The sequence below is a fragment of the Staphylococcus sp. GW821-FHT11H10 genome (assembly GCF_058807855.1).
In genome coordinates this window covers 1-20,694 of record NZ_JBXARC010000002.1, presented here as the reverse complement: position 1 = coordinate 20,694, position 20,694 = coordinate 1, and the positions used below count along the sequence as shown (strand labels likewise).

Here is a 20,694-nt window from a genome sequence, read left to right as displayed (position 1 = left end):
ACTTAGCATTTATGTTTTATGTAACGATTGGTGTTTTTTATTTATTTAACTTGTTTCGCCACAAAGATTTTACGTTTTTCCCAAACACCGGTTTGCTCATTGTAATCGTCACATGTGATTAATGTTAATTGATTCTTTTCACCTTTGTGTTCGTCTAATACTTCAACTTCGTCTGGATTAACATCACGTATACTAGTCATTTTATATTCGCGTGTTTCTTTTCCTATCTTGAAGTATACTTTGCTACCTTTTTTAGCTGCTTTTAAGTTTGTGAATTGGTAATGTGGTCTATCGGTAAATGTATGACCTGCGATTGATATATTTTGATCGCTTAGCGATTCATCTTTCTCAGCGAAACTTACACCACGATTTAACTGTTCTGGTGTCGCTGGTCCAGGATACACGGGTTCTTTAATCTCTGCATCTGGCACTGATATATACCCTGCCATTTTAGTTTTATCCTTAGGAATGGTTGGTGTTTGTTTATTGCTAGACTTATCCTGTTTATCATATTGTTCTATTTTGTTGTCGTTATCTTTTTCATGTAAATAATTATCGATATGTGGTTTAGCAAATAGATACACTGCTACTAAGATGAGTATGACGCCAAGTATCGTCATCAATCGATTAATCCAATTCTTCATTATGTGTTACTCCTTTAACGTGACTTTCTTAGGTCATAGTATATCATGTTTATTTCGTAAGTTTAATTTAATTTATCGTGTCATATATAATTACATATAGTTGCAACAATTGAAATCTCGTTTTAAACTGATACAAACTTAGAAAAGTAGGTGCCATAATGATTAGAGAAGCAAAAATTGAAGATTTACCGGCAATACTATCAATCTATAATGATGCAATATTGCATACTACAGCTGTTTACACATACGATATTCAAACTTTAGATGAACGTAAAGCTTGGTTTGACATGAAGAATAAAGCAAATGAACCTATATTTGTATTTGAACAAGCTGGCAAGGCTGTTGGTTTTGCAACTTACGGTCAATTTAGAAACTGGCCGGCTTACTTATATTCTATTGAACATTCGATTTACGTAGATAAATCAAATCAAGGCAAAGGCATTGCTTCTCAATTATTACAACATCTTATTGAAGATGCCAGAACTAGAAATTATCGTACTATTGTAGCTGGTATCGATGCTTCCAATGATAGCAGCATCAAATTACATGAAAAGTTTAACTTCAAACATGCAGGTACCATTCAAAATGTTGGCTACAAATTTGATCGCTGGTTAGATCTTGCTTTTTACCAATATGATTTGCATGACAAATAAGAAAAGTAAGTGAGTCCCTTTTACTCACTTACTTTTCTTTTATCGTCTTTTTCAAAAAAGTCTTCCTTCTCATGAAAGAATTCTTTCTTAAATAAAGTTTCTATTTGCTTCCTCTTTTTCTCCGCAATTACAAAATCCACATAATAAAACAGGAATACAATAATCATACTTAGTGACATCGATTGTAATAAGAGATTCTCCCATGTTCCCTCAACTGTCCATAACTGTGTAATGGTTGTGTTAATCACGAATATAAAAAAGATGATACATAACCTTAGCATATCATCATCCCCTTTTCGGCTATTTTAAACGTATTAGTGAAATTTTGCAATAACTTTTTAAATTTTCTGATAAATATATGGAAGTAGAACATATCTGATATTTTCTCAAAGTTTATTTCGTTTTAACCCCAGCTTGCTTAGCTTGTAGAATTTCTTTATAAAATTCTCTTTGCTGGGGCCCCAAACCCCAGCTTGCTTAGCTTGTAGAATTTCTTTATGAATTTCTCTTTGCTGGGGCCCTGACTAGATTTGAAAATGCTTGATTCAAGTGCGTTTTCAAACCAGATAGCTACTGCCAAAATGATAAATTTGTCATAAGTATTAAAAAAGCCATTCTTAAATGTTATATTGACATTCAAGAATGGCTTCTAATTTCAATTATATTATGAAAAGCTATTAACTTCAGCTTCACCAAAGATTTTACGTTTAATTGCTTCACCTGTTGGTGTACCTGCTAAACCACCAAGTCCTGTTTCTCTTAATTCAGCTGGTAAGCCACGTCCTACTTTATCCATAGCTTCGATAACTTCATCTACTGGAATTCTACTTTCAACACCAGCTAAGGCTAAGTCTGCAGAAATTAATGCATTACCAGAACCAATTGCATTACGCATTACACATGGAATCTCTACTAAACCTGCTACTGGGTCACAAACTAGACCAAGTAAATTACTAATCGCTAATGCCATAGCGTGACCAGATGCTTCCGGTTCGCCACCAAAGATTGATACTGCAGCAGCTGCTGCCATTGCTGAAGCTGAACCTACTTCTGCTTGGCAACCTCCTGTAGCACCTGCAACACTTGCATTGTTAGCAACAACGCGACCAAATAATGATGAAACGAATAAGAAATCAATCATTTGTTCTTCTGTTAGGTCATGTGTTTTTTCTAATTTAAATAATACGCCCGGAATCGTTCCGGAGGATCCAGCTGTTGGAGTTGCACAAATGATACCCATAGCTGCGTTTACTTCATTAGTAGCAACCGCACCTTTAACTGCTTCAACCATTTCATGTCCTGATAAGGCATGATTATTCTCGTTATATTTAGCAAGTTTAATGGCATCTTGGCCAGTATAACCTGTTACACTTTTTACACCTTCGCCAGTTGATCCTTTAATTACGGCATCTCTCATGACATCTAAATTTTGTTTCATTGTTTCTCTAACTTCGTCACGCGTCTTACCTGAAAGTTCCATCTCTTCTTGAATCATTATATCTGCAAAAGACATTTTATTTTCGACTGCGTAGTCTATAGTTTCTCTAATTGAATCAAACATCTTTAATCCCCCTCTATTTAATATAGGATATATTTAAGTGACTATATTTTTCTTTAATTTGATCTAACGTTGATTCAGATAATGCTTTGTTTAGTGGTAATACTGCTAAACTAAAATTATCGCCCGTTTGTGTCATTTCCTCTTTAATGTCTGCACCAAGTTCATTCACATCATTGATAAAGTGATTAACTTCTGATTTATTTGCCGCTCCATCCATTTCTAGGATAGGTAAACCATAGTTAAAATCAATGTCTAGTCCTTCTACACTGATACGTTTTAATTTGATTGTACCGCCACCAATTGAGTTACCAATTACTTCGATGTGACGACCATTTCCTTCTGCAACAAGATACGCACAGTTAGGATGCTCACCAATACTGTCGCCTTCTTCTTCGATAATATTTACTTCGATGTTTTGATCTTTAGCGATTGCTAATGAACTCTTAATACGACTATCGAATGTGCTATAGCCCATTGCACCACCAACGATAGCTAAATCTGTACCGTGTCCTTGATGTGTTTGAGCAAAGGATTCGTAATAATGAATTGTTAATTTATCTGGCTGCATACCACCTAATACTGCATAAGCAGCGTTACCAATTTTAACTGCACCTGCTGTATGAGAACTTGAAGGTCCCATCATAACAGGGCCAATAATATCAAATGCACTTTGATAATCGTAGCTTTTTTTAGTAGCCATAATTAAACACTCTCCTTAGGTTGTTTCTGTTTACTAGGCAATTTTATACTCATATTCATTAGGTTGAATTTTTTAATTAACGTACTGAAGATAAATGCTAATACCACACTTACTACTGCAACGACGATGATTGTAATAATTGATTTTGTAGCATCGTTAAATCCGAATAAGACGATTGCACCTGCAATTGGTGTTGCCATACCTTTAACACCGATTACGAGTCCACTAAATGTAACGATACAAGCGTTTACAACACCGATAATTGCGTTCGTACCATATAATTGTAGAGGGTATTTTGCGATTAAATCGATTTGTGTTAATGGTTCAACAAATACTGCGAATGCTTTTGATTTACTTCCGCCAATATTAAGTCTGCTAAATAATACATAGTTAACAAATGATGAACCAGTACATGTTAAAGCACCGATAGCCATTGGTATACCAGTTAGTCCTAATAAGCTAGTTAATACCATTGAACTTAGTGGTGTCATACCCGTTACTGGAATTACTAATCCTAAAATAATTGCTAATGCGTATGGATTGCTGTCTCCTACTGATGTAACTGCACCACCGATTTGAGTTAATACAGCCATAACCCCTGGGCTAATAACTGTAGCTAAGCCAAATACAAGTGCTGGAGCAATTAAAATCACAGCAATTAAGTCCAACCCTTCTGGAACTTTTTTCTCGATAAATTTAATACCGAATGAAATAATATACGCTGCTATAAATGCTGGTAATAATTTAAAGTCGTGTAATACTAGTCCTATGATTACTGCAAAAACAGGTGAGATGCCCATTTTCAAGCCAGTTAAGATACCTACTGCAACACCTGCAAGGCTTCCTGCCAAATCTCCTATTGTTTGTAAAAACTCGATATGGAATACGCCACCAATAGCGTAACTTAGGAATGCTTGTGGTAAGAAAGTTGCACAAGCAGCTCCTGATAAAGCTTGTAGTCCTTGTTTACCGTATGGCGCAAAGTTTAAGAATAGCGTCATAACGATAAGCACTAATACGAGTGTTCCTACTCCTAAAATGATATTCATTCCCCAAAACCTCTTTCTATTTATTTAACTACCATAGTCATACTACAACGTGAAGAAAACGATTTCAAGACATATTCAATGACAAAAAAAATAAAATTGTGAAATAAATCACATTTAGAGACTTTTTGAGGTTAAAATATTTTTAGTTTTAAATTTTTTGAAAAGAAATAAATAATATGTGTTATTTTACACTAATAAAAACTGCTTTGTAAACCTTTTCAACAGCGTATTTATTATTTGAAATTTCGGGTAAATTGTATACATTTCTTTGTTGATATTTTCACTTTAACGTGACAACTAACCTTTACATAACAAAGTGCTCACATTTGAAATTGTTGCAAAATTAAAATGATTTAGTTTTTAACATAATAAACTGGAACAACCATTGCTGCTCCAGTTTATTATCATTGAATTAATCTTCAATTTTTAACAATGCTTCAGTTAATTGATGCGTATGACGGTAAATATCTTTATATACTTTATAATATGCTTCATATTGTGCGTGTCTTTTAGCGTCTGGTTCAAATGTTTGAGCAATATCTATAAACTTATCTACACATTCATCGAAACTTTCGAACCATTGCAGTCCATATGCTGCAATCATCGCAGCGCCCATACTAGGACCCTCTTCGTGTTTTAACTTTCTTATTGTAGCATTAAAGATATCTGCTTGCATCTGCAACCAAAATGAACTTTTCGCACCGCCACCAATTGAAGTAATATGTGTAATCTCTTTACCAGCTTCTCGCATTAATTGTATAGAGTCATATAAAGAGAAGGTAATACCCTCTAATACTGCTCTAGCAAAATCTGCCTTATTATGGCTACCACTAATACCAATAAAACTGCCTCTTATAAAAGCATCTCCATGTGGAGTACGTTCGCCTGATAAATAAGGTGCGAATAATAAGTGGTTAGAACCAATTGTTGAGATACTTGCTTGTTTAACGATATCGTCAAAGCTTTCATGTTCAAAGAACGTTTGTTTAAGCCAATTTAAACTGTAACCTGCTGCTAAGGTTACGCCCATAGCATAGAATGTTTGTGGAACGCTATGATCAAAGAAATGTATGTTGTTCTTGTATTCAGTGTAGCCTTCGCTTTCAACATTGAGTACGACACCTGATGTCCCGATACTACAAAGCGTATCGTTACCATTAATGATTCCTGCACCAATGGCACCACATGCGTTATCTCCACCACCAGCATAAACCTTTACAGGAGCTTTGAAACCAAGCTCTTGTTCTAATTCTGAACGAACTACTCCAACTTCCTCTGTTGAACGTACTAAAGGTGGATAAATATCTCCGATGCCTAATCGTTCACCTACATCTCTAGTCCAATCATGTGTTTTTGGACTTAATAGTAATGTGCTGGCTGCATCAGAATATTCCATGTGAATATGACCTGTTAAACAATAGCGTACGTAATCCTTAGGCAATACGAAGACACTTACTTGTTCCCAAAGTGATGGCTCATTTTGTTTCATCCAAAGCATTTTTGGAAGTGTGAATCCTTCAAGAATAGGATTGCCATTCAATCTTTCACCATATACTTCTTTGATTTGCGCACATTGTTCAGAGTTACGGGTATCATTCCATAGAATGGCATGGCGTACAGGTTTATGTTCGCTATTCAATGGCACTAAACCATGCATTTGCCCTGAGAATGAGATCCCTTTGACAGTATAATTCGCCATTATAGGCACTTCATTAATATATTTAATACCTTTCTTAACCACTTTAAACCATTCTTCAGGATCTTGCTCACTATAACCGGCACGATCTTGTATCAACGTTAAAGGTTCACTCGTTGAAGCAATTACTTCTCCTTGTCGATTAACAGCTATTATTTTAACTGCACTCGTACCTAAGTCTATTCCTAATACTACATCTTCCATAACCATTCCACCTTGTCCATCATTATAAGAGGCGTTCATCTTACATATCATGTAAACAACTCAATATATATTTGTTTTATATAATTTTAATATTAAATTCTATAACCTATATATTTATCATATCGATTTTAATGATAATTTCAATAGTAAACTATGATTTCAATTCTTTTCCCTTTATTCCTATTTGGAAAAAGGAGTTGGACAGAAATAACATTTTCTCAAAATTTATTTCGTTGTCCTACCCCGTCAAAGATGACTAGGTTTGAAAAAAGGTTGATTCATGCACATTTTCAAATCAGTCATCTACTGACAAAATAATAAAGTAGGCTGAGACATTTTATTTTGTCCCAGCCTCTCAAAAATATTATTTTGCTTTTACCAAACCATTATCTATTACCAACATCTTGACCGATTTCAACAGTTTGATCATTTTTATTATATATTGCACCTTGAACACTACCAAAGTTTGCGTCATTACGTTTTTCTTTAACACCATATCCCATACTCTTGAATGTATTGATATCTTCATCACTTGTCGCATTCTCATAATAAACTGTACCACCATCGTTATAAAAACGTGGTTTATCAATAGATTCTTGTAGGGAACCGTCACCTCTTAAATAGTCAATCAACACTTCATTTAAGGTGGTAGGAATTTTGTTTCCACCTGGTGTACCAATACCCATATAGAAATCCGGACCAACAACAATGGATGGTGATGTATAAGAACGTGGTGCTTTATGTTTTCCACCATAGTTTGGACTATTAGGATCACTTGAGAAGTTTGTTAAAGAGTTGTTCATATAGAAACCTTGTTTAACAAATTTACCTGAACCAAAGAAACTAGATAACGTATTTGTAGTACTAGCAAGCTTACCATTCTTATCAATGACAACAAAATGAGTTGTACTCGTCGTATCTAATGACGTATCAAAATCACTATTCATTTCATTACCGCCACTATTTACATTATTTAAATTGTCTAATAAATAATTTTCCGATAAGTGTGAGTCGTTATTCGCTTCCTGACCATTAACAATATCTCTATTTCGGTACATTACATCACGTGATTTAATAATGCCATTGATATAATCTGTTCTATCATTATTTGTATTGGCACTTTCATCAATTTTTAAACCTTGTAACATTAAAACCCCACCTAAAGGATTTGATGCAGAGTATATTGTATTATTTAAATATTTAGTTGATACTGGTTTCTTTTCTTCAGTTTTAAATGTTGAAAAGTCTTTCTCAACTAATTCACTATCGATTTGTTTAGATACACTCTTAGCAATATCCTTATAGAAATATTTAGGCCCCTTATCTCTAATACCTTTAAGTGTTTTAGCTAAAGCGGGCTGTTTAACTACATCGCCTTCACGTACTGTACGTTTTCCTTTGAAGAAAGATGAATTTCGATCGATATCAGAACCGTAGATTTTCAAACTACGCTCTAATTCTGAATCAACTTCGAAGCCATCTTCGGCTAATGGCACTACGTAACTAAAAATTTTCTTCTCATCCATTTTACCTTCTCGTTGATGCATATCATGCATACCTTGCACAAATCCAGGTGTACCAATTTCATCGCCTTTCTTATAATTATAAGAAGATAGCGTTTTATATTCGTACATCTTTGGTTCTTCGCCTTCATTACCGTTATATGTAAGCGTGGCACCACCGCCACCTAAACCTGACGAATGCGGTTCTGTTACCGCTAGCGCATAAGAAACACCCATAGCTGCGTCTACTGCATTACCACCATCTTCAATAATTTTATTACCGACACGCGTGGCAATCGCATTATTAGATGCTACGCCATATTTTTTATTACTGCCAGATGATTTATGATCTGCAATTTTATTTTCGAATAATGTATCTTTATCAGGTCTGTCTTCTTTATTAAAGTAGTAAAAGACAAATGATATTAAAATGGTGATAACTAAAATGACTGATAATGTCACTTTACTATAAATATTCATACTAACTGGCCCCTTTAGACAAATATTGCTCCGTTGCATCTTTTAATTCATTTTTCTCATAGTTATCAAGGCCTTCGTTCGCTTTGGCAAACGTCACCATCAATAGAATTGCAATTATAATGAGCGTTGTTACAATACCTAACCAATGTTTTTTAATATTCAAAGGTATATCCTCCATTCTCCTCTTTAAGGTGAATTGATTTATCATTTATATTATTGTAATAACGTTGTGCCTCCATCTTATTCATGTTGTCTTTCGTTATTTTGCCATCTGCACCACGTACAGGTGTAATGCTAAATTTATTATGCTGCCCATTCCAATCGTGCTGAACTACCATACCTTTTTGGTTTTTAGATAAGAATGAATCTGATGTTAAATTACCTAAACTATAGAAGATACTTGCATTTTTATATTTTTCAACTTTTTGGACAACTGAGTTATGACCAATGATTACATCTGCACCGGATTTCACTAGCGCATGTGCGTATTCTTTTTGACGATCCGTCACACTACGTTCATTGGTAATACCCCAATCCACGTTTACGACAACTAAATCGTTATTTTCTTTTAAGTTTTTGATTAATGGAACAAATATTTTTGGGTCTAAACTAATAGATGTTGTATTTTTAAGTGGATCTTCATAGTTTGAACCTACGTCAGTGAATGACACGTTAGCTATTTTTTTACCTTTAACCGTTTGTTGCACCGTCTTACTATTAATTGGGTTAGAGCCATTACCAGTCATAAAGTTATAATCCGTATGTGCTTCCACTTGTTTACTTAAATCTTGGGCTTGCACGTTATCAATCGTATTATTAATTAAATTGACACTTTTAACATTTTCTTTTTTCAAGAACATAATATTCTCAATATTCTTCTTAATATTCGTTTTAGGATCATTTGAGAAATGGCTCACTAGAAGTGAAGCAGTTGAAAAGTCACTTTGTTGAAGTGGTTGCTTTAACCCTTTAAACACTTCGTTAAGATCCATTTGTCGAAAATGTTTATTCAATGTGATATTGCCTAAATATGTACTACGAATATAATCATTACCTGAGCTTGGCATTGCCTCGACTGGCTCAACTTTTACAGCTCTAATAGCGAATACTAGAAGTACAAGTGCCACAATTAAAACGATAAGTGTATAGCTAAAATTGAAACGTTTGTGACGTTTCGATTGCTTAAGTAACCATTCGCTCGCTGATAACCGTTTTTTCTTTTTCATTACTCTGCGCTCCTTGCTCGCGATTAATTAATAAAGCTATATAAGAATAAGATGACATACGTGATACATGTAAGTAACATCGTTGATGATAACGTAATCACGACACCTTGCTTTTGAATTGTATTCGCAATGATTCCAGGAATAACGACACCAATACCAGACACTTCAACCATTTCAAATGGCGTCAATGGATAAATCAAGTCGAACAGGAATTTAAGTACCATCCCAGTTAAAATCATCGCCGCAAATTTTCTTCTTCCGTACAAAATAACCCATCTACTAATACCATATGTAACTATGAAAAATGTTAAACAACTAATGACTAACACAGATAACAACATGATGGGTTGATCGAATATAAGTGCTAAATAACCCGGTACAACGAGTCCTGCTGGATTAATCCCAAATTTCTCGGCAAATATTAAACTTAATACAATACCGACAAATAGGGAGAAGTATAATTCTGAACCTATCATTTTATTCTATCCCTTCTATAAATTCTGCTATTCTACCACCTGGACCATGAATATTTCCTACACAGAATATGAGTGCGTTTTGTGACTCTTGCAAAATAGCTTTCTCAATTTCTGGAAACTCACGGTTTTCAAAATTAAGATATTTTTTATCAGGTAAGTGTTGCATTAAGTCTGTCACCATTTGTGTACTTTTACCTGTACAAATGAGTGTGTCAAAGTCTACATCATCAATAAAGTTTTCAACAAATTGACGCGTTCTATCTACCCTATCTGAACGACAATTTAAAATCACTACTTTTTTCGTATATGGATAGTTATAAGATTCAACTTTGTTTAAAATAGCTTTTGTCGATTGAGGTTCATTAGCAGCAAATGCATTAACAAATACATTTCGTGTGCGATTTGCATTAAAGTATTTGATTTCAACCGCACCAGGATCAGGTGGTGCATTTAACATGCCTCTCAATGCAGTTTCCTTATCAACGCCAACAGCTTCTGCAACGCCTAATGCAATAGCAACATTATCTGGGAAGACGAGATATGGAAACTTTCTTAAATATGATTCCGGAACTTCATCTTTATCTACGACAATTAACTTTGTTTTACGTTTCTTAGCTTCTTTTGCGAAGAATTTCGTATAGTCGTCTTTCATAACAACTAAAGTCCCTTTGTAAGGAATTGTTGCAGTAAACGCTTGAGCAACATCTTGAAGTGTAGGTCCAAGCACGTCCATGTGGTCTTCCATGACATTGACGATAACGCCTATATTGGCTTTAACTAAATCTTTTTGAAAAGTAATTTGATAGTCTGGATTAACTGCCATACATTCATTAACTAAAGAGTCAGCTTTTTGTTTAACAACTTTACGCACAATGTCACGTTGTTCACCAATATTCGCACCTTGTGGTTTTCTAATAACGGGGTATTCCTTGTCAGTAAACCAATACAACATTCGAGCATCTGTGCCTGTGGTTTTACCAATAACATGATAATGGTCTTCTCTTAATACGCTATAAATCATTCTCGTAATCGTTGATTTACCACGAATACCATTTATGTTGATTCTAATTGGAATCTTATTGAGTCGATTAGTATGGCGATTCTTCTCTTTAATACCAAGCCATAAAATCAATGCGATACAAATTATAATGAGAATCACAGTGTAGTACCTCTCTTTAATTGTTTTAATATTAAGTTGTCTAAATACGTATTTCATTGCTATGTATATCAAAAATGTCTTTAAACATTTTCTATAGAAGTGACTAATAAATCCAAACGCTCTTGCTTCATATGAACATAATAAATAAATTATTACTTCTAATAAGGGTATGCTATCATGTGCGTATTTAGTCAGTTTTAACATTGTAAATCTAATGTAAAATTATATTAACAAAGATTAATTTTTTTAGAAATATTCAATATTTTACTTTTACAAATAAAGAATGATTTTAAAAATATTTTTCTAAAATTTAAATTTAGTTCTAGTTATTTGAGAAATCATCAAATATTTACGTCGCATTTACATTAGATTAAAATACTGATGTTAATTTAGAGGTAATTAAAGATACAACTTTAGGAGGATACTGATGGGTAAACCTTTGACTAAACCTGTTAAGATAGCAATTAGCATATATTTAGCAATGGTATTATTAGTTTGTTCAAGCTATTTAGTATTGATTCTTGTGGGTAGCTTACAAGGCAATGATATGAGTAGTTCAGTTTTAGACACAGACCATCAACACATTAATAGTGTTACTAAAGATTCTAACGAAGACATAAATGATACAAAGTTAAATAAAGCTTCAGCAACAAGTGATGATGTTGCCAAAGAAGAAACCGTTTCAAATACAAATGATACAATTTCAAATACAGATACTGAAAAAGTAGGTGCAAGCTCATCTGATTGATGACACTATGCACCTACTTTATTTTAAATACTTTGCATATTTTATTTGAAATTGCTTAGGAGTGAGTGAATATTTCTGCTTAAAATTTTGTATAAAGTAACTTGTAGTTGAGAATCCACAATCCATTGCCACTTCAGTCACATTTTTATGATGATACATGAGTTGCTTAGCACTCTGCTCTAGTCGATAATTTTGTAAGAAATTGAATGGCGTGTCCCCTGCAAATCGTTTAAACAACTTAATCGTCTCCGCTTCGCTCATATGAACCATATGACTTAACTCACTCAGTTGCACCTTTTTATGATAATGACTTTGTAAGTATTCAATACATTGTTTAACTCTTGGATCAAAGAAATATTGATTGATTTGTTCATATTGATCAAAAATATTTAAAAGATGATTTAGACATTGATAAAATTCTCTAAGAATTTGCAGTTGATAATAATCTCTTTGTGATAAGTAAATATGTCCTACTATCTCAATACGCCGTAACAAACTTACATTTTCTTCATCTTTTGGTATTAATTTAATAAATGGAATGGATTGCGCTTGATCAACAATTCGACTAACATAAGTAAAATTGATATATTCCGTGACATTGGGCAATCCAATGTTCCAGCAATAGAAACGCGCGCCTTCATTCGCGTCACGAATTTCATGTACAACGTTTGAATTAATAAATAATCCCTCCCCTTCATGTATCTCCAATGTATTTTCTGCTAACTTTACCTTAATCACACCGTTTGTGACATACATAAATTGTAAGGCATAATGCCAATGTAAAGGTATATATCCGAGTAATGTCTCACTCAATGATGTATGTAGAATGACATGTGGCCAACGTCGATCAGGATAATTAATCTTTTCTTCTAAGTCTTCATTAATAATAATTTTAGAAACCATATCGCACTACCTCAATATCTTGATACTTTTAATTACTATTTGAGTATTATCAAATTTATATACATTATATTATGAGATTTATAATAAAACAAAATACAGATGGAGGTGCATTCAATGAATCACACACAACACAGATTAAAAGGAGTATTATTTGCAATTATAGGTGCTACTTTATGGGGATTAGGTGGGACTGTTTCCGACTTACTCTTTAATCAACGAGATATTGAAGTGGATTGGTATGTTACTGCTCGCCTACTAATAAGTGGCATCTTCTTGTTGAGTCTGTACAAACTATTACATCCTAAGCAATCTATGTTTATTGTTTTTAAGAAGCTCAAAACAGTTGTTAATTTGTTTATATACAGTTTAATCGGGATGCTTTTTGTCCAATACGCTTATATGGCATCCATCGCAACCGGCAATGTCGCAGTAGCTACACTTCTCCAATACATTGCACCAGTCTATATCATTATTTGGTTCGTCATACGTGGTCTTGACGTATTTCGTCCTTTTGATATTTTAGCCATTACAATGACGTTAATTGGTACTTTTCTACTTTTAACAAATGGATCTATCTCTCATTTAGTCGTATCACCTACGAGTTTGTTATGGGGAATTATCTCTGGCTTAGCACTTGCGTTTTACACGATTTATGCCACAGGCTTACTTGAAAAGTTCCCTTCAATTCTAATCGTAGGATGGGCAATGATTATTTCAGGTTGTGCAATGAGTTTCAAGCATCCTATATGGGATGTTAGCTTTAGCAACATGAGTGCATCTACAATCATTTATTTAATTTTTGGGATTATCGCTGGGACTGCTTTCGCATTTTATTTATTTATAGATAGTCTTAAATACTTATCACCTAAGGAGACAACGTTATTAGGTACGATTGAACCAGTGATAGCAGTTGTTACAAGTGCATTATGGCTTGGTGTTACTTTCCAATCAGTCCAAGTCATTGGAATCGTATTAATTCTTATTTTAATTTTAATGTTGTCACTTAAGAAACAACCTGAAGAAATGTAATCAATAATGTAGCGCCAAGGAATTGAACGATGACTAGCCTGAATAGCACAGAATTCTTCGTGAATTCATCGTGTCACTTTAGTAATCATCTCGTCCTCGGCGCTTAATTTTTATAGAATAATTGATTTAAGTTGTGTAAAGAATTTCTGTCTTTCTGGTAATGGGAAGATAGGATAAATGTGGAATAAATTATATCCTGGCATAAAATCATGTTCAATACCTTTATCATTAAGCATTTGGGATAATTTTAAAGCGTCAGGGTATAACGTTTCCTTTGTACCAATAAAAATGGATAATCGACCTAATCCTTCTAAGTCACCGTTAATTGGCGATATTCTATAGTCCTCAATAGGTAATTGGCCAGCCCATAATTTTATAAAGTATTTACTACCTTCTATACCTAACATTGGATCAATGCGTTCATACGTTTTAGCATCTGGATTGCTTAACGTACCATCTAACACTGGAGATAGCATTACAATATGTCCAGGTTGTGGAAGTGTAGTTTCTGCTTTTAAATATTCGGCAAATGACAATGCAATTTGTCCGCCTGCAGAATCTCCCATCACAATAAGCTGTTCACTGCTTTCAACTTTGGCAGCTTGTTTATCATAAATAAGTTTTAATAATTCGAATGTAGTACGATAATCACGATGAGGTACTTTAGGATATATCGGCATAATGACCTTCGCATCAAGTTGTCCTGCGAGTTCATCTATAAAATTAAAATGATTATCTAGTGGATCTTGGAACCATGCACCACCATGAATATATAAAACAACTTTTTGTTGATGGTTACGTTGGTCATTCACAATATATGTGACGCACCCATTCCAACTTTTTGTTCGAACGTCATGTTTAAATTCATAACTAGTGCCACCATATTTTCCAGCTGTAATTTCTTTCGTTTCTTCCAATGCTTTTTTCGCGTCCGCTTCATTTTCAAACGTTTTTTTCATGCCAGACATTCGTATATATTTTTCAGTTATAAAACTTTTGTAACTGCGTTTCTCTTTAACTTTAATAAATGCTAATGTTCCTAATATCGCAGATGTTGCTACGGTTATCATACTTTTTTTCATAGCTTAAACGACCTCCTATACATGTCTATATTATAAACCTTAAACGACAATTCATTTAGTAATTAACACTGTTATCGTTAAACAATATTTTCATTTTAAGGAAAACATGCTATCCTTATATAAATTATCTGAATTTTCAAATTATAAAAGGAGGCAACGATTTATGGCACGTCATAAAATTGTAATTATTGGAAGTGGCTATGTAGGATCTGCGTTTGCACATGCAATCGTAGCTAAAGGTTTAGTGGATGAGATGACAATTATAGATATTGATGAGGATAAGGCTAAAGCAGATGTGTGGGATTTAAATCATGCGACTCCATTTGGCGATAACTTCGTAAATGTGCATGTCGGACAGTATGAAGACTGTAAAGACGCTGATATTATAGTGATTTGTGCAAGTGCTAAACTTGCTAAAGGTGAAACACGTCTTAAGCTACTAGAAGATAATGTAGACATTTTTGTACCAATGATTCAACGTATTGTAGATAGTGGTTTCGATGGCTACTTTGTATTACCTTCCAATCCCGTCGACATTATGAGTTACGTCGTTAAACGAGTGTCGAATTTTCCTAAAAATAAAATCATTGGTTCAGGCACTTCTTTAGATACTGCGCGTTTCCAATTCTTTTTAAGTCGAGAATTCGATGTAGCACCGAATCAAGTCTATGCACCTATTATTGGTGAACATGGTGATTCACAAGTCGCAGTATGGTCACACGCACAAATTGCAGGTGAGCCGGTGTTAGATTTATTACCTTCTAATACGAATATAGAAGCATTTAAGACTTCCATTTCCAACCGTACAACTCAAATTGGTTACGATATTTATGTTCGAAAAGGCACAACCAATTTCGGAATATCACTAAGTCTAGTTAGAATCGTAGAAGCCATCTTATTTAATAAAAATATCATTATGAATGTTTCAAGTTACATTGGAGGTGAATATGGATTGAGTGATGTATATATCGGTGTACCTACCGTTATTAACGGAAATGGTGCTGACCGAATTATTGAATTAGCTCTCACAAAAGAAGAATTATCACAGCTACATCATTCTGCTGATATCATCTTAGACTATCAGCGACAAGCCGATGCTATCATTGATCAAATGTGCTGATATTAAAAGTAAGTGAGTAGGGAGCGGGACAGAAATTAATTCGTAACCCCAGCTTGCTTTATTTGTAGAATTTCTTTATGAAATTCTCTTTGCTGGGGCCCCAAACCCCAGCTTGCTTTATTTGTAGAATTTCTTTATGAAATTCTCTTTGCCGGGGCCCCGCTCTCACTTTATGTTTCAAAGCAACTATCATACATTAATTTCAACTGATGTTCGAAGCGTTGCATATCTATAAATCGAGCTTGGCGATGCATTTCTTTACCATTCATAAAGATTAAATCAACGGGTACAGTAAATATAGATAATTCACCTGCAATATTTTCGACATCTGATTGATTTATGACGGCAAGTTCTGTATTAGGGTAAGATGCTACAATATCTTCAATTTGTGGTAATACAGCATGGCACACTGAACAATGATCCCGCATTACGTGAACTACTACTAACTGATTATTATTAATAATTTGATGGAAGGCTTCCATATTACTCAAATGCTTTGCCATATCCTCACCTATACTTTCACTTATTTTAATAAGTTTTGAAATACCTCTGGCATCTTAGTTACTCTTTGGGGTTCTAAATCTAAGAAACCACCTGTTTGCTGTCCAATACAATGCACTTTATCTCCAATTGTTAACTTCGATTTCTCTTTCGGCGACTAACAAGCCTTCATGTCCCATAAAATATAATCTCCTTTAAGTCATCATTCAATTATATTCTACGACGTTTACATGCATTTTTCATCTACTTTAACTATACAACATTTAATGAGCGTACTATATACATGTCTATTTTATTATATATTATTTTTATTAAATACATAACCAAATTTACATAGTATAGTGTTTGTGAAAATATTCGCATATTTTATGAGGATAATTCATATGAAAGCTTATGTTTATGAAAAGCCAGGCTTTGCAAAACTGATTGATAAAGAGAAGCCAATCATTACGGAAAGTACAGATGCAATTATTAGAATGGTCAAAACACGATTTGTGGTACTGATCTACATATTATTAAAGTCGATACATCGGAAGTACCATCAAACACAACACTTGGCCATGAAGGTATTGGTTTCGTTGAATCAGTTGGTTCAAGTGTAAACAATTTCAAAGTTGGAGATAAAGTCATTGTTTCTTGTATCTCGTCGTGTGGTAAATGTTACTACTGTAAAAAAGGTATTTATGCACATTGTGAAAAAGATGGCGGTTGGATATTAGATCACCTCATAGATGGTACACAAGCAGAATATTTTAAAGTACCTTTCGCAGACAACTCTTTATACCATGCACCAGAATCTTTACCAGACGAAGCACTCGTTATGCTCTCTGACATTTTAGCAACGGGTTATGAAATTGGTGTTTTAAAAGGTAAAGTTAAACCAGGTAGTACGGTTGCGATAGTAGGTGCAGGTCCAGTTGGATTAGCTGCATTATCAACAGTACAATTTTATTCATCTTCTAAAATTATTATGCTCGATTTGGATGATAATCGTTTAGCAACTGCCAAGGAATTAGGTGCTACACATACAATTAATTCAACGAATGTTGAAGATGCTGTTGCTCAAGTAAAAACATTGAACCATCGTGGTTTGGACGTAGTTATTGAAGCTTTTGGTATTCCGCAAACCTTTGATTTATGTCAAAAGTTAATTGGTGTTGACGGCACAATCGCTAATTTTGGTGTTCATGGATTACCAGTACAATTTGATATCGATAAATTATGGATTAAGAATATCAATGTGACAACAGGTTTAGTTTCGGCGAATACTACTGAAGAATTGTTAGAAGCTTTGAAAAGTAAAATTATTCAACCTGAACAATTGGTGACACATAATAGCAAATTAAGTGATATTGAACATGCTTATGATTTATTCAGAAATGCTACAGATCATAAAGCTATCAAATTATTAATTGAGAATGATATAACTGAATAATGTTGTTTATTAAATAAAAAATAAGGGGGACAGTATTCTTTCTGAATTCGTCGCCCCGCCATGGCAAAGAGGATTAGAATTGAAAACCTTGAGACAACACCTTTTCAATTCAGTCATCGACTGCCAACACATAAAACAAGCCTGAGACACATATGTTGTCCCAGGCTTGTTTTATTATTTAATTGTCATAATGCGTTTACCAGGATCTACTGAATCAACATCATCGAATGTTAATGTTTTATCACCTTGATTTGTAATAATCACTGGTGTGACAACACTTGGCGCATGTTCTTTTAAGTATGCTAAATTAATTTTCATTAATGGTTGACCTTGTGTGACAGGTTCATTGACATCGACTAAACTTTCGAAGCCTTCACCATTCAATTTCACTGTATCGATACCAATATGAATTAATACTTCAATTCCTGTATCAGATTCTAAACCGATGGCATGTTTCGTTGGGAAAATCGTTTTAACTGTACCATCAAATGGTGCTACAATTCCGCCTTTTTCAGGAACAAATCCAATACCGTCACCCATCATTTTTTCTGAGAATACTTTATCTGGCACTTCAGATAATGGAATAATATGACCCGTACCTGGTGCATAGATATCAGTTTCTTTTACCTCTTCCAACTGTACTGGCTCATCTGATGTATCTTCAGTCACAGTGGTTTCACTAGGTTTTGTGATGTCTCCATTCATAATACGTGCCATATCATGTTTAATTTGATCTGATTTAGGTCCAAAAATCGCTTGCATATTATTTCCTACTTCAAGCACCCCTGAAGCACCAAGCGCTTTTAGTCCTTCAACGTCTACTTTAGATTTATCATTGACTTCAACACGTAAACGCGTAATACAAGCATCTAAATGCTTGATATTTTCTTTACCGCCCATTGCATCTAACACATCAAATGGTAATTTACTTGCAGATGTATTAGCTACAGAGGCTTGTTTATCTTCACGACCTGGCGTTTTGAAGTTGAATTTAACAATTAAGAATCTAAATACTACATAATAAATGACAGCGTAAACTAATCCTACCGGAATCACTAACCACCATGGTGTTTTATTTGGAAGAATACCTAATAAAACAAAATCTATGAATCCTCCAGAGAATGTATATCCTAGATGTAAATTTAGTAGATAAAGCGTTAAAAATGATAATCCATCAAGTACTGCATGAATAAAGAATAATAATGGTGCTACGAATAAGAATGAAAATTCTAATGGTTCAGTAATACCAGTTAAGAATGATGTTAAAGCTGCTGATAACATCAAACCTCCAACTACCTTTTTATTCTCAGGTTTAGCTGTTTGATAAATTGCTAATGCTGCTGCTGGTAATCCAAACATCATAACAGGAAATTCACCTTGCATGAATTTACCTGAAGTTAAATGAACACCTTCACGTATTTGCTCAATAAAAATACGTTGATCTCCTCGAATAATTTCTCCAGCTGCATTTTTCCAAGAACCAAATTCAAACCAAAATGGCGCATGGAAAATATGATGTAAACCAAATGGAATAAGTAATCGTTTAATAAATCCAAATAAGAATACTGCCAATCCAGTATTAGAATCTAATAAACCTGTACTAAATGCATTTAATCCATTTTGAATGAATGGCCAAATCCAAGCCATTGGGAAAGCTAAAATAAACGATGTCGTTGCCATCATAATCGGCACAAAACGTTTACCCGCAAAGAATCCTAAATACGATGGTAAGGAAATATTATAAAACTTGTTATAACACCAAGCTGCTAGAGCCCCTATAATAATCCCACCAAACACTCCAGTTTGAAGTGTAGGTATGCCTAAAACATTTGCGAATCCTTTAGATGGGTCTTCCAATTGTGCTGGCGTAACATTTAAGAATGCTCCCATTGTTTTATTCATAATAATAAATCCGACAAAAGCTGCAATGGCTGCTACACCATCTCCACCTGCTAGTCCTATTGCTACACCGAGTGCAAAAATGATAGGTAAGTTATCAAAAATAATACCACCAGCACCTGTCATCATGTTAGCAATATTTTGAATTACTCCATTTTTAATAAATGGAAGATATTGCTGTAATGCTTCACCTTGAAAAGCTGTTCCAATTGCTAGTAATAATCCAGCTGCAGGCAAGATTGCCACAGGTAACATTAATGCTTTACCAATTCGTTGCAATTGTCCAAATAGCTTTTTAAACATTTTGATTCAATCCTTTCAATGTATCTTTTTACGCATTAAAAAAGCATGACCAAATAAGCTCATCATTTATGACAAAAATAATGATAGCTTATCTGCTCATGCCTAATCGAATAGTAACACGCAGTTCTTTTTTAACAATTTAATTATACCTATAATATAAAGCGTTTTCAATATCTTTTTTGCTAATATCTTACATTTTTTATAATTTAAATATTCGGCTCTAGGTCAAATCGGACTGATGAGTCCAAATATTGAGATTAAGCAACCTTAGGTTGTTTAATCTCTTTTTTTGTTGTTGAGGCAAATAGTCGCGAAGTTATAATA

Annotated in this window: 18 protein-coding genes and 3 pseudogenes; 5 read left to right on the top strand and 16 right to left on the bottom strand. The window is 34.1% G+C overall.

The annotated features are described in order from the left end of the window. Positions 1 to 41: 41 nt before the first annotated feature. On the bottom strand, positions 42 to 644 hold the full coding sequence (srtA, locus tag AC1RRU_RS01660; protein WP_016930795.1) for a class A sortase SrtA: 603 nt from the start codon (positions 642 to 644) through the stop codon (positions 42 to 44). Between the two features lie 158 nt (positions 645 to 802). Here srtA and AC1RRU_RS01655 point away from each other — a divergent pair, with 158 nt between their 5' ends. Beyond that, positions 803 to 1,297: a GNAT family N-acetyltransferase gene (locus AC1RRU_RS01655; protein ID WP_037550336.1), complete on the top strand. Its 495-nt coding sequence runs from the start codon at positions 803 to 805 to the stop codon at positions 1,295 to 1,297. A 113-nt stretch (positions 1,298 to 1,410) separates the two neighbouring features. On the opposite strand, the pseudogene AC1RRU_RS01650 reads toward AC1RRU_RS01655, so the two are convergent. The 10 genes and pseudogenes from AC1RRU_RS01650 to pgsB all read right to left on the bottom strand — a co-directional run. Beyond that, positions 1,411 to 1,578, bottom strand: a pseudogene (locus tag AC1RRU_RS01650) (hypothetical protein); the annotation flags it as partial. A gap of 383 nt (positions 1,579 to 1,961) precedes the next feature. After that, positions 1,962 to 2,858, bottom strand: a complete 897-nt coding sequence (gene sdaAA, locus AC1RRU_RS01645; protein WP_011274864.1) for an L-serine ammonia-lyase, iron-sulfur-dependent, subunit alpha — start codon at positions 2,856 to 2,858, stop codon at positions 1,962 to 1,964. Between the two features lie 13 nt (positions 2,859 to 2,871). Beyond that, positions 2,872 to 3,558 (bottom strand): serine dehydratase beta chain, encoded by a 687-nt coding sequence (locus AC1RRU_RS01640; protein WP_011274863.1) that lies wholly within the window; start codon positions 3,556 to 3,558, stop codon positions 2,872 to 2,874. Between the two features lie 2 nt (positions 3,559 to 3,560). After that, positions 3,561 to 4,607, bottom strand: a complete 1,047-nt coding sequence (locus AC1RRU_RS01635) for a PTS sugar transporter subunit IIC (RefSeq protein ID WP_016930797.1) — start codon at positions 4,605 to 4,607, stop codon at positions 3,561 to 3,563. 412 nt (positions 4,608 to 5,019) lie between these two features. Beyond that, a complete protein-coding gene (gene xylB, locus AC1RRU_RS01630) occupies positions 5,020 to 6,507 on the bottom strand; it encodes a xylulokinase (RefSeq protein WP_016930798.1) in 1,488 nt (495 codons plus the stop codon). 386 nt (positions 6,508 to 6,893) lie between these two features. Continuing rightward, positions 6,894 to 8,489: a gamma-glutamyltransferase gene (locus tag AC1RRU_RS01625; RefSeq protein ID WP_037550371.1), complete on the bottom strand. Its 1,596-nt coding sequence runs from the start codon at positions 8,487 to 8,489 to the stop codon at positions 6,894 to 6,896. Between the two features lies 1 nt (position 8,490). Then, positions 8,491 to 8,667: a hypothetical protein gene (locus AC1RRU_RS01620; protein ID WP_011274859.1), complete on the bottom strand. Its 177-nt coding sequence runs from the start codon at positions 8,665 to 8,667 to the stop codon at positions 8,491 to 8,493. Further along, a complete protein-coding gene (locus tag AC1RRU_RS01615) occupies positions 8,642 to 9,715 on the bottom strand; it encodes a CapA family protein (RefSeq protein WP_493196422.1) in 1,074 nt (357 codons plus the stop codon). The genes AC1RRU_RS01620 and AC1RRU_RS01615 overlap by 26 nt, the downstream gene beginning before the upstream one ends. Before the next feature lie 23 nt (positions 9,716 to 9,738). Continuing rightward, positions 9,739 to 10,191, bottom strand: coding sequence for a poly-gamma-glutamate biosynthesis protein PgsC (gene pgsC, locus AC1RRU_RS01610; RefSeq protein WP_016930802.1), 453 nt, complete (start codon positions 10,189 to 10,191; stop codon positions 9,739 to 9,741). A 1-nt stretch (position 10,192) separates the two neighbouring features. Beyond that, the gene (pgsB, locus tag AC1RRU_RS01605; protein ID WP_011274856.1) at positions 10,193 to 11,350 is read right to left on the bottom strand and encodes a poly-gamma-glutamate synthase PgsB; all 1,158 of its coding nucleotides are present in this window, start codon (positions 11,348 to 11,350) and stop codon (positions 10,193 to 10,195) included. 427 nt (positions 11,351 to 11,777) lie between these two features. Between pgsB and AC1RRU_RS01600 the strand changes: the two genes are divergently transcribed. Beyond that, positions 11,778 to 12,098 (top strand): hypothetical protein, encoded by a 321-nt coding sequence (locus AC1RRU_RS01600; RefSeq protein ID WP_048667804.1) that lies wholly within the window; start codon positions 11,778 to 11,780, stop codon positions 12,096 to 12,098. Between the two features lie 18 nt (positions 12,099 to 12,116). Here the strand turns inward: AC1RRU_RS01600 and AC1RRU_RS01595 are convergent, their stop codons facing one another. Further along, positions 12,117 to 13,001 (bottom strand): AraC family transcriptional regulator, encoded by an 885-nt coding sequence (locus AC1RRU_RS01595; RefSeq protein ID WP_070601090.1) that lies wholly within the window; start codon positions 12,999 to 13,001, stop codon positions 12,117 to 12,119. A gap of 114 nt (positions 13,002 to 13,115) precedes the next feature. On the opposite strand from AC1RRU_RS01595, the gene AC1RRU_RS01590 reads away from it, so the two are divergent. Continuing rightward, positions 13,116 to 14,030, top strand: a complete 915-nt coding sequence (locus AC1RRU_RS01590) for an EamA family transporter (protein WP_371091500.1) — start codon at positions 13,116 to 13,118, stop codon at positions 14,028 to 14,030. Positions 14,031 to 14,140: 110 nt separating this feature from the next. Here AC1RRU_RS01590 and AC1RRU_RS01585 read toward each other — a convergent pair whose 3' ends face one another. Further along, positions 14,141 to 15,112 carry an alpha/beta hydrolase fold domain-containing protein gene (locus AC1RRU_RS01585; protein ID WP_011274851.1) on the bottom strand — a complete coding sequence of 324 codons (972 nt, stop codon included), beginning with the start codon at positions 15,110 to 15,112 and terminating at the stop codon, positions 14,141 to 14,143. A 163-nt stretch (positions 15,113 to 15,275) separates the two neighbouring features. On the opposite strand from AC1RRU_RS01585, the gene AC1RRU_RS01580 reads away from it, so the two are divergent. After that, positions 15,276 to 16,232 (top strand): L-lactate dehydrogenase, encoded by a 957-nt coding sequence (locus AC1RRU_RS01580; RefSeq protein WP_016930807.1) that lies wholly within the window; start codon positions 15,276 to 15,278, stop codon positions 16,230 to 16,232. A gap of 170 nt (positions 16,233 to 16,402) precedes the next feature. On the opposite strand, the gene AC1RRU_RS01575 is transcribed toward AC1RRU_RS01580, so the two are convergent. Both AC1RRU_RS01575 and AC1RRU_RS01570 read right to left on the bottom strand, forming a co-directional pair. Then, positions 16,403 to 16,735 carry a thioredoxin family protein gene (locus AC1RRU_RS01575; RefSeq protein ID WP_016930808.1) on the bottom strand — a complete coding sequence of 111 codons (333 nt, stop codon included), beginning with the start codon at positions 16,733 to 16,735 and terminating at the stop codon, positions 16,403 to 16,405. A 20-nt stretch (positions 16,736 to 16,755) separates the two neighbouring features. Further along, positions 16,756 to 16,860 (bottom strand): annotated as a pseudogene (locus tag AC1RRU_RS01570) (acyl-CoA thioesterase); the annotation flags it as partial. 256 nt (positions 16,861 to 17,116) lie between these two features. On the opposite strand from AC1RRU_RS01570, the pseudogene AC1RRU_RS01565 reads away from it, so the two are divergent. Further along, positions 17,117 to 18,168 (top strand): annotated as a pseudogene (locus tag AC1RRU_RS01565) (zinc-dependent alcohol dehydrogenase family protein). 174 nt (positions 18,169 to 18,342) lie between these two features. Here AC1RRU_RS01565 and ptsG read toward each other — a convergent pair. Further along, entirely contained in the window at positions 18,343 to 20,370 is a 2,028-nt protein-coding gene (gene ptsG / locus AC1RRU_RS01560) for a glucose-specific PTS transporter subunit IIBC (RefSeq protein WP_011274846.1), read from the bottom strand. Between the last annotated feature and the right edge of the window lie 324 nt (positions 20,371 to 20,694).

Coding starts and splice junctions, on each gene's coding strand:
- AC1RRU_RS01585 (WP_011274851.1), bottom strand. CDS start 15,112: ATGAAAAAAAGTATGATAACCGTAGCAACATCTGCGATATTAGGAACA.
- AC1RRU_RS01595 (WP_070601090.1), bottom strand. CDS start 13,001: ATGGTTTCTAAAATTATTATTAATGAAGACTTAGAAGAAAAGATTAAT.
- AC1RRU_RS01625 (WP_037550371.1), bottom strand. CDS start 8,489: ATGAATATTTATAGTAAAGTGACATTATCAGTCATTTTAGTTATCACC.
- AC1RRU_RS01615 (WP_493196422.1), bottom strand. CDS start 9,715: ATGAAAAAGAAAAAACGGTTATCAGCGAGCGAATGGTTACTTAAGCAA.
- pgsC (WP_016930802.1), bottom strand. CDS start 10,191: ATGATAGGTTCAGAATTATACTTCTCCCTATTTGTCGGTATTGTATTA.
- xylB (WP_016930798.1), bottom strand. CDS start 6,507: ATGGAAGATGTAGTATTAGGAATAGACTTAGGTACGAGTGCAGTTAAA.
- AC1RRU_RS01590 (WP_371091500.1), top strand. CDS start 13,116: ATGAATCACACACAACACAGATTAAAAGGAGTATTATTTGCAATTATA.
- AC1RRU_RS01600 (WP_048667804.1), top strand. CDS start 11,778: ATGGGTAAACCTTTGACTAAACCTGTTAAGATAGCAATTAGCATATAT.
- AC1RRU_RS01640 (WP_011274863.1), bottom strand. CDS start 3,558: ATGGCTACTAAAAAAAGCTACGATTATCAAAGTGCATTTGATATTATT.
- srtA (WP_016930795.1), bottom strand. CDS start 644: ATGAAGAATTGGATTAATCGATTGATGACGATACTTGGCGTCATACTC.
- AC1RRU_RS01620 (WP_011274859.1), bottom strand. CDS start 8,667: ATGGAGGATATACCTTTGAATATTAAAAAACATTGGTTAGGTATTGTA.
- AC1RRU_RS01635 (WP_016930797.1), bottom strand. CDS start 4,607: ATGAATATCATTTTAGGAGTAGGAACACTCGTATTAGTGCTTATCGTT.
- AC1RRU_RS01580 (WP_016930807.1), top strand. CDS start 15,276: ATGGCACGTCATAAAATTGTAATTATTGGAAGTGGCTATGTAGGATCT.
- sdaAA (WP_011274864.1), bottom strand. CDS start 2,858: ATGTTTGATTCAATTAGAGAAACTATAGACTACGCAGTCGAAAATAAA.
- AC1RRU_RS01575 (WP_016930808.1), bottom strand. CDS start 16,735: ATGGCAAAGCATTTGAGTAATATGGAAGCCTTCCATCAAATTATTAAT.
- AC1RRU_RS01655 (WP_037550336.1), top strand. CDS start 803: ATGATTAGAGAAGCAAAAATTGAAGATTTACCGGCAATACTATCAATC.
- ptsG (WP_011274846.1), bottom strand. CDS start 20,370: ATGTTTAAAAAGCTATTTGGACAATTGCAACGAATTGGTAAAGCATTA.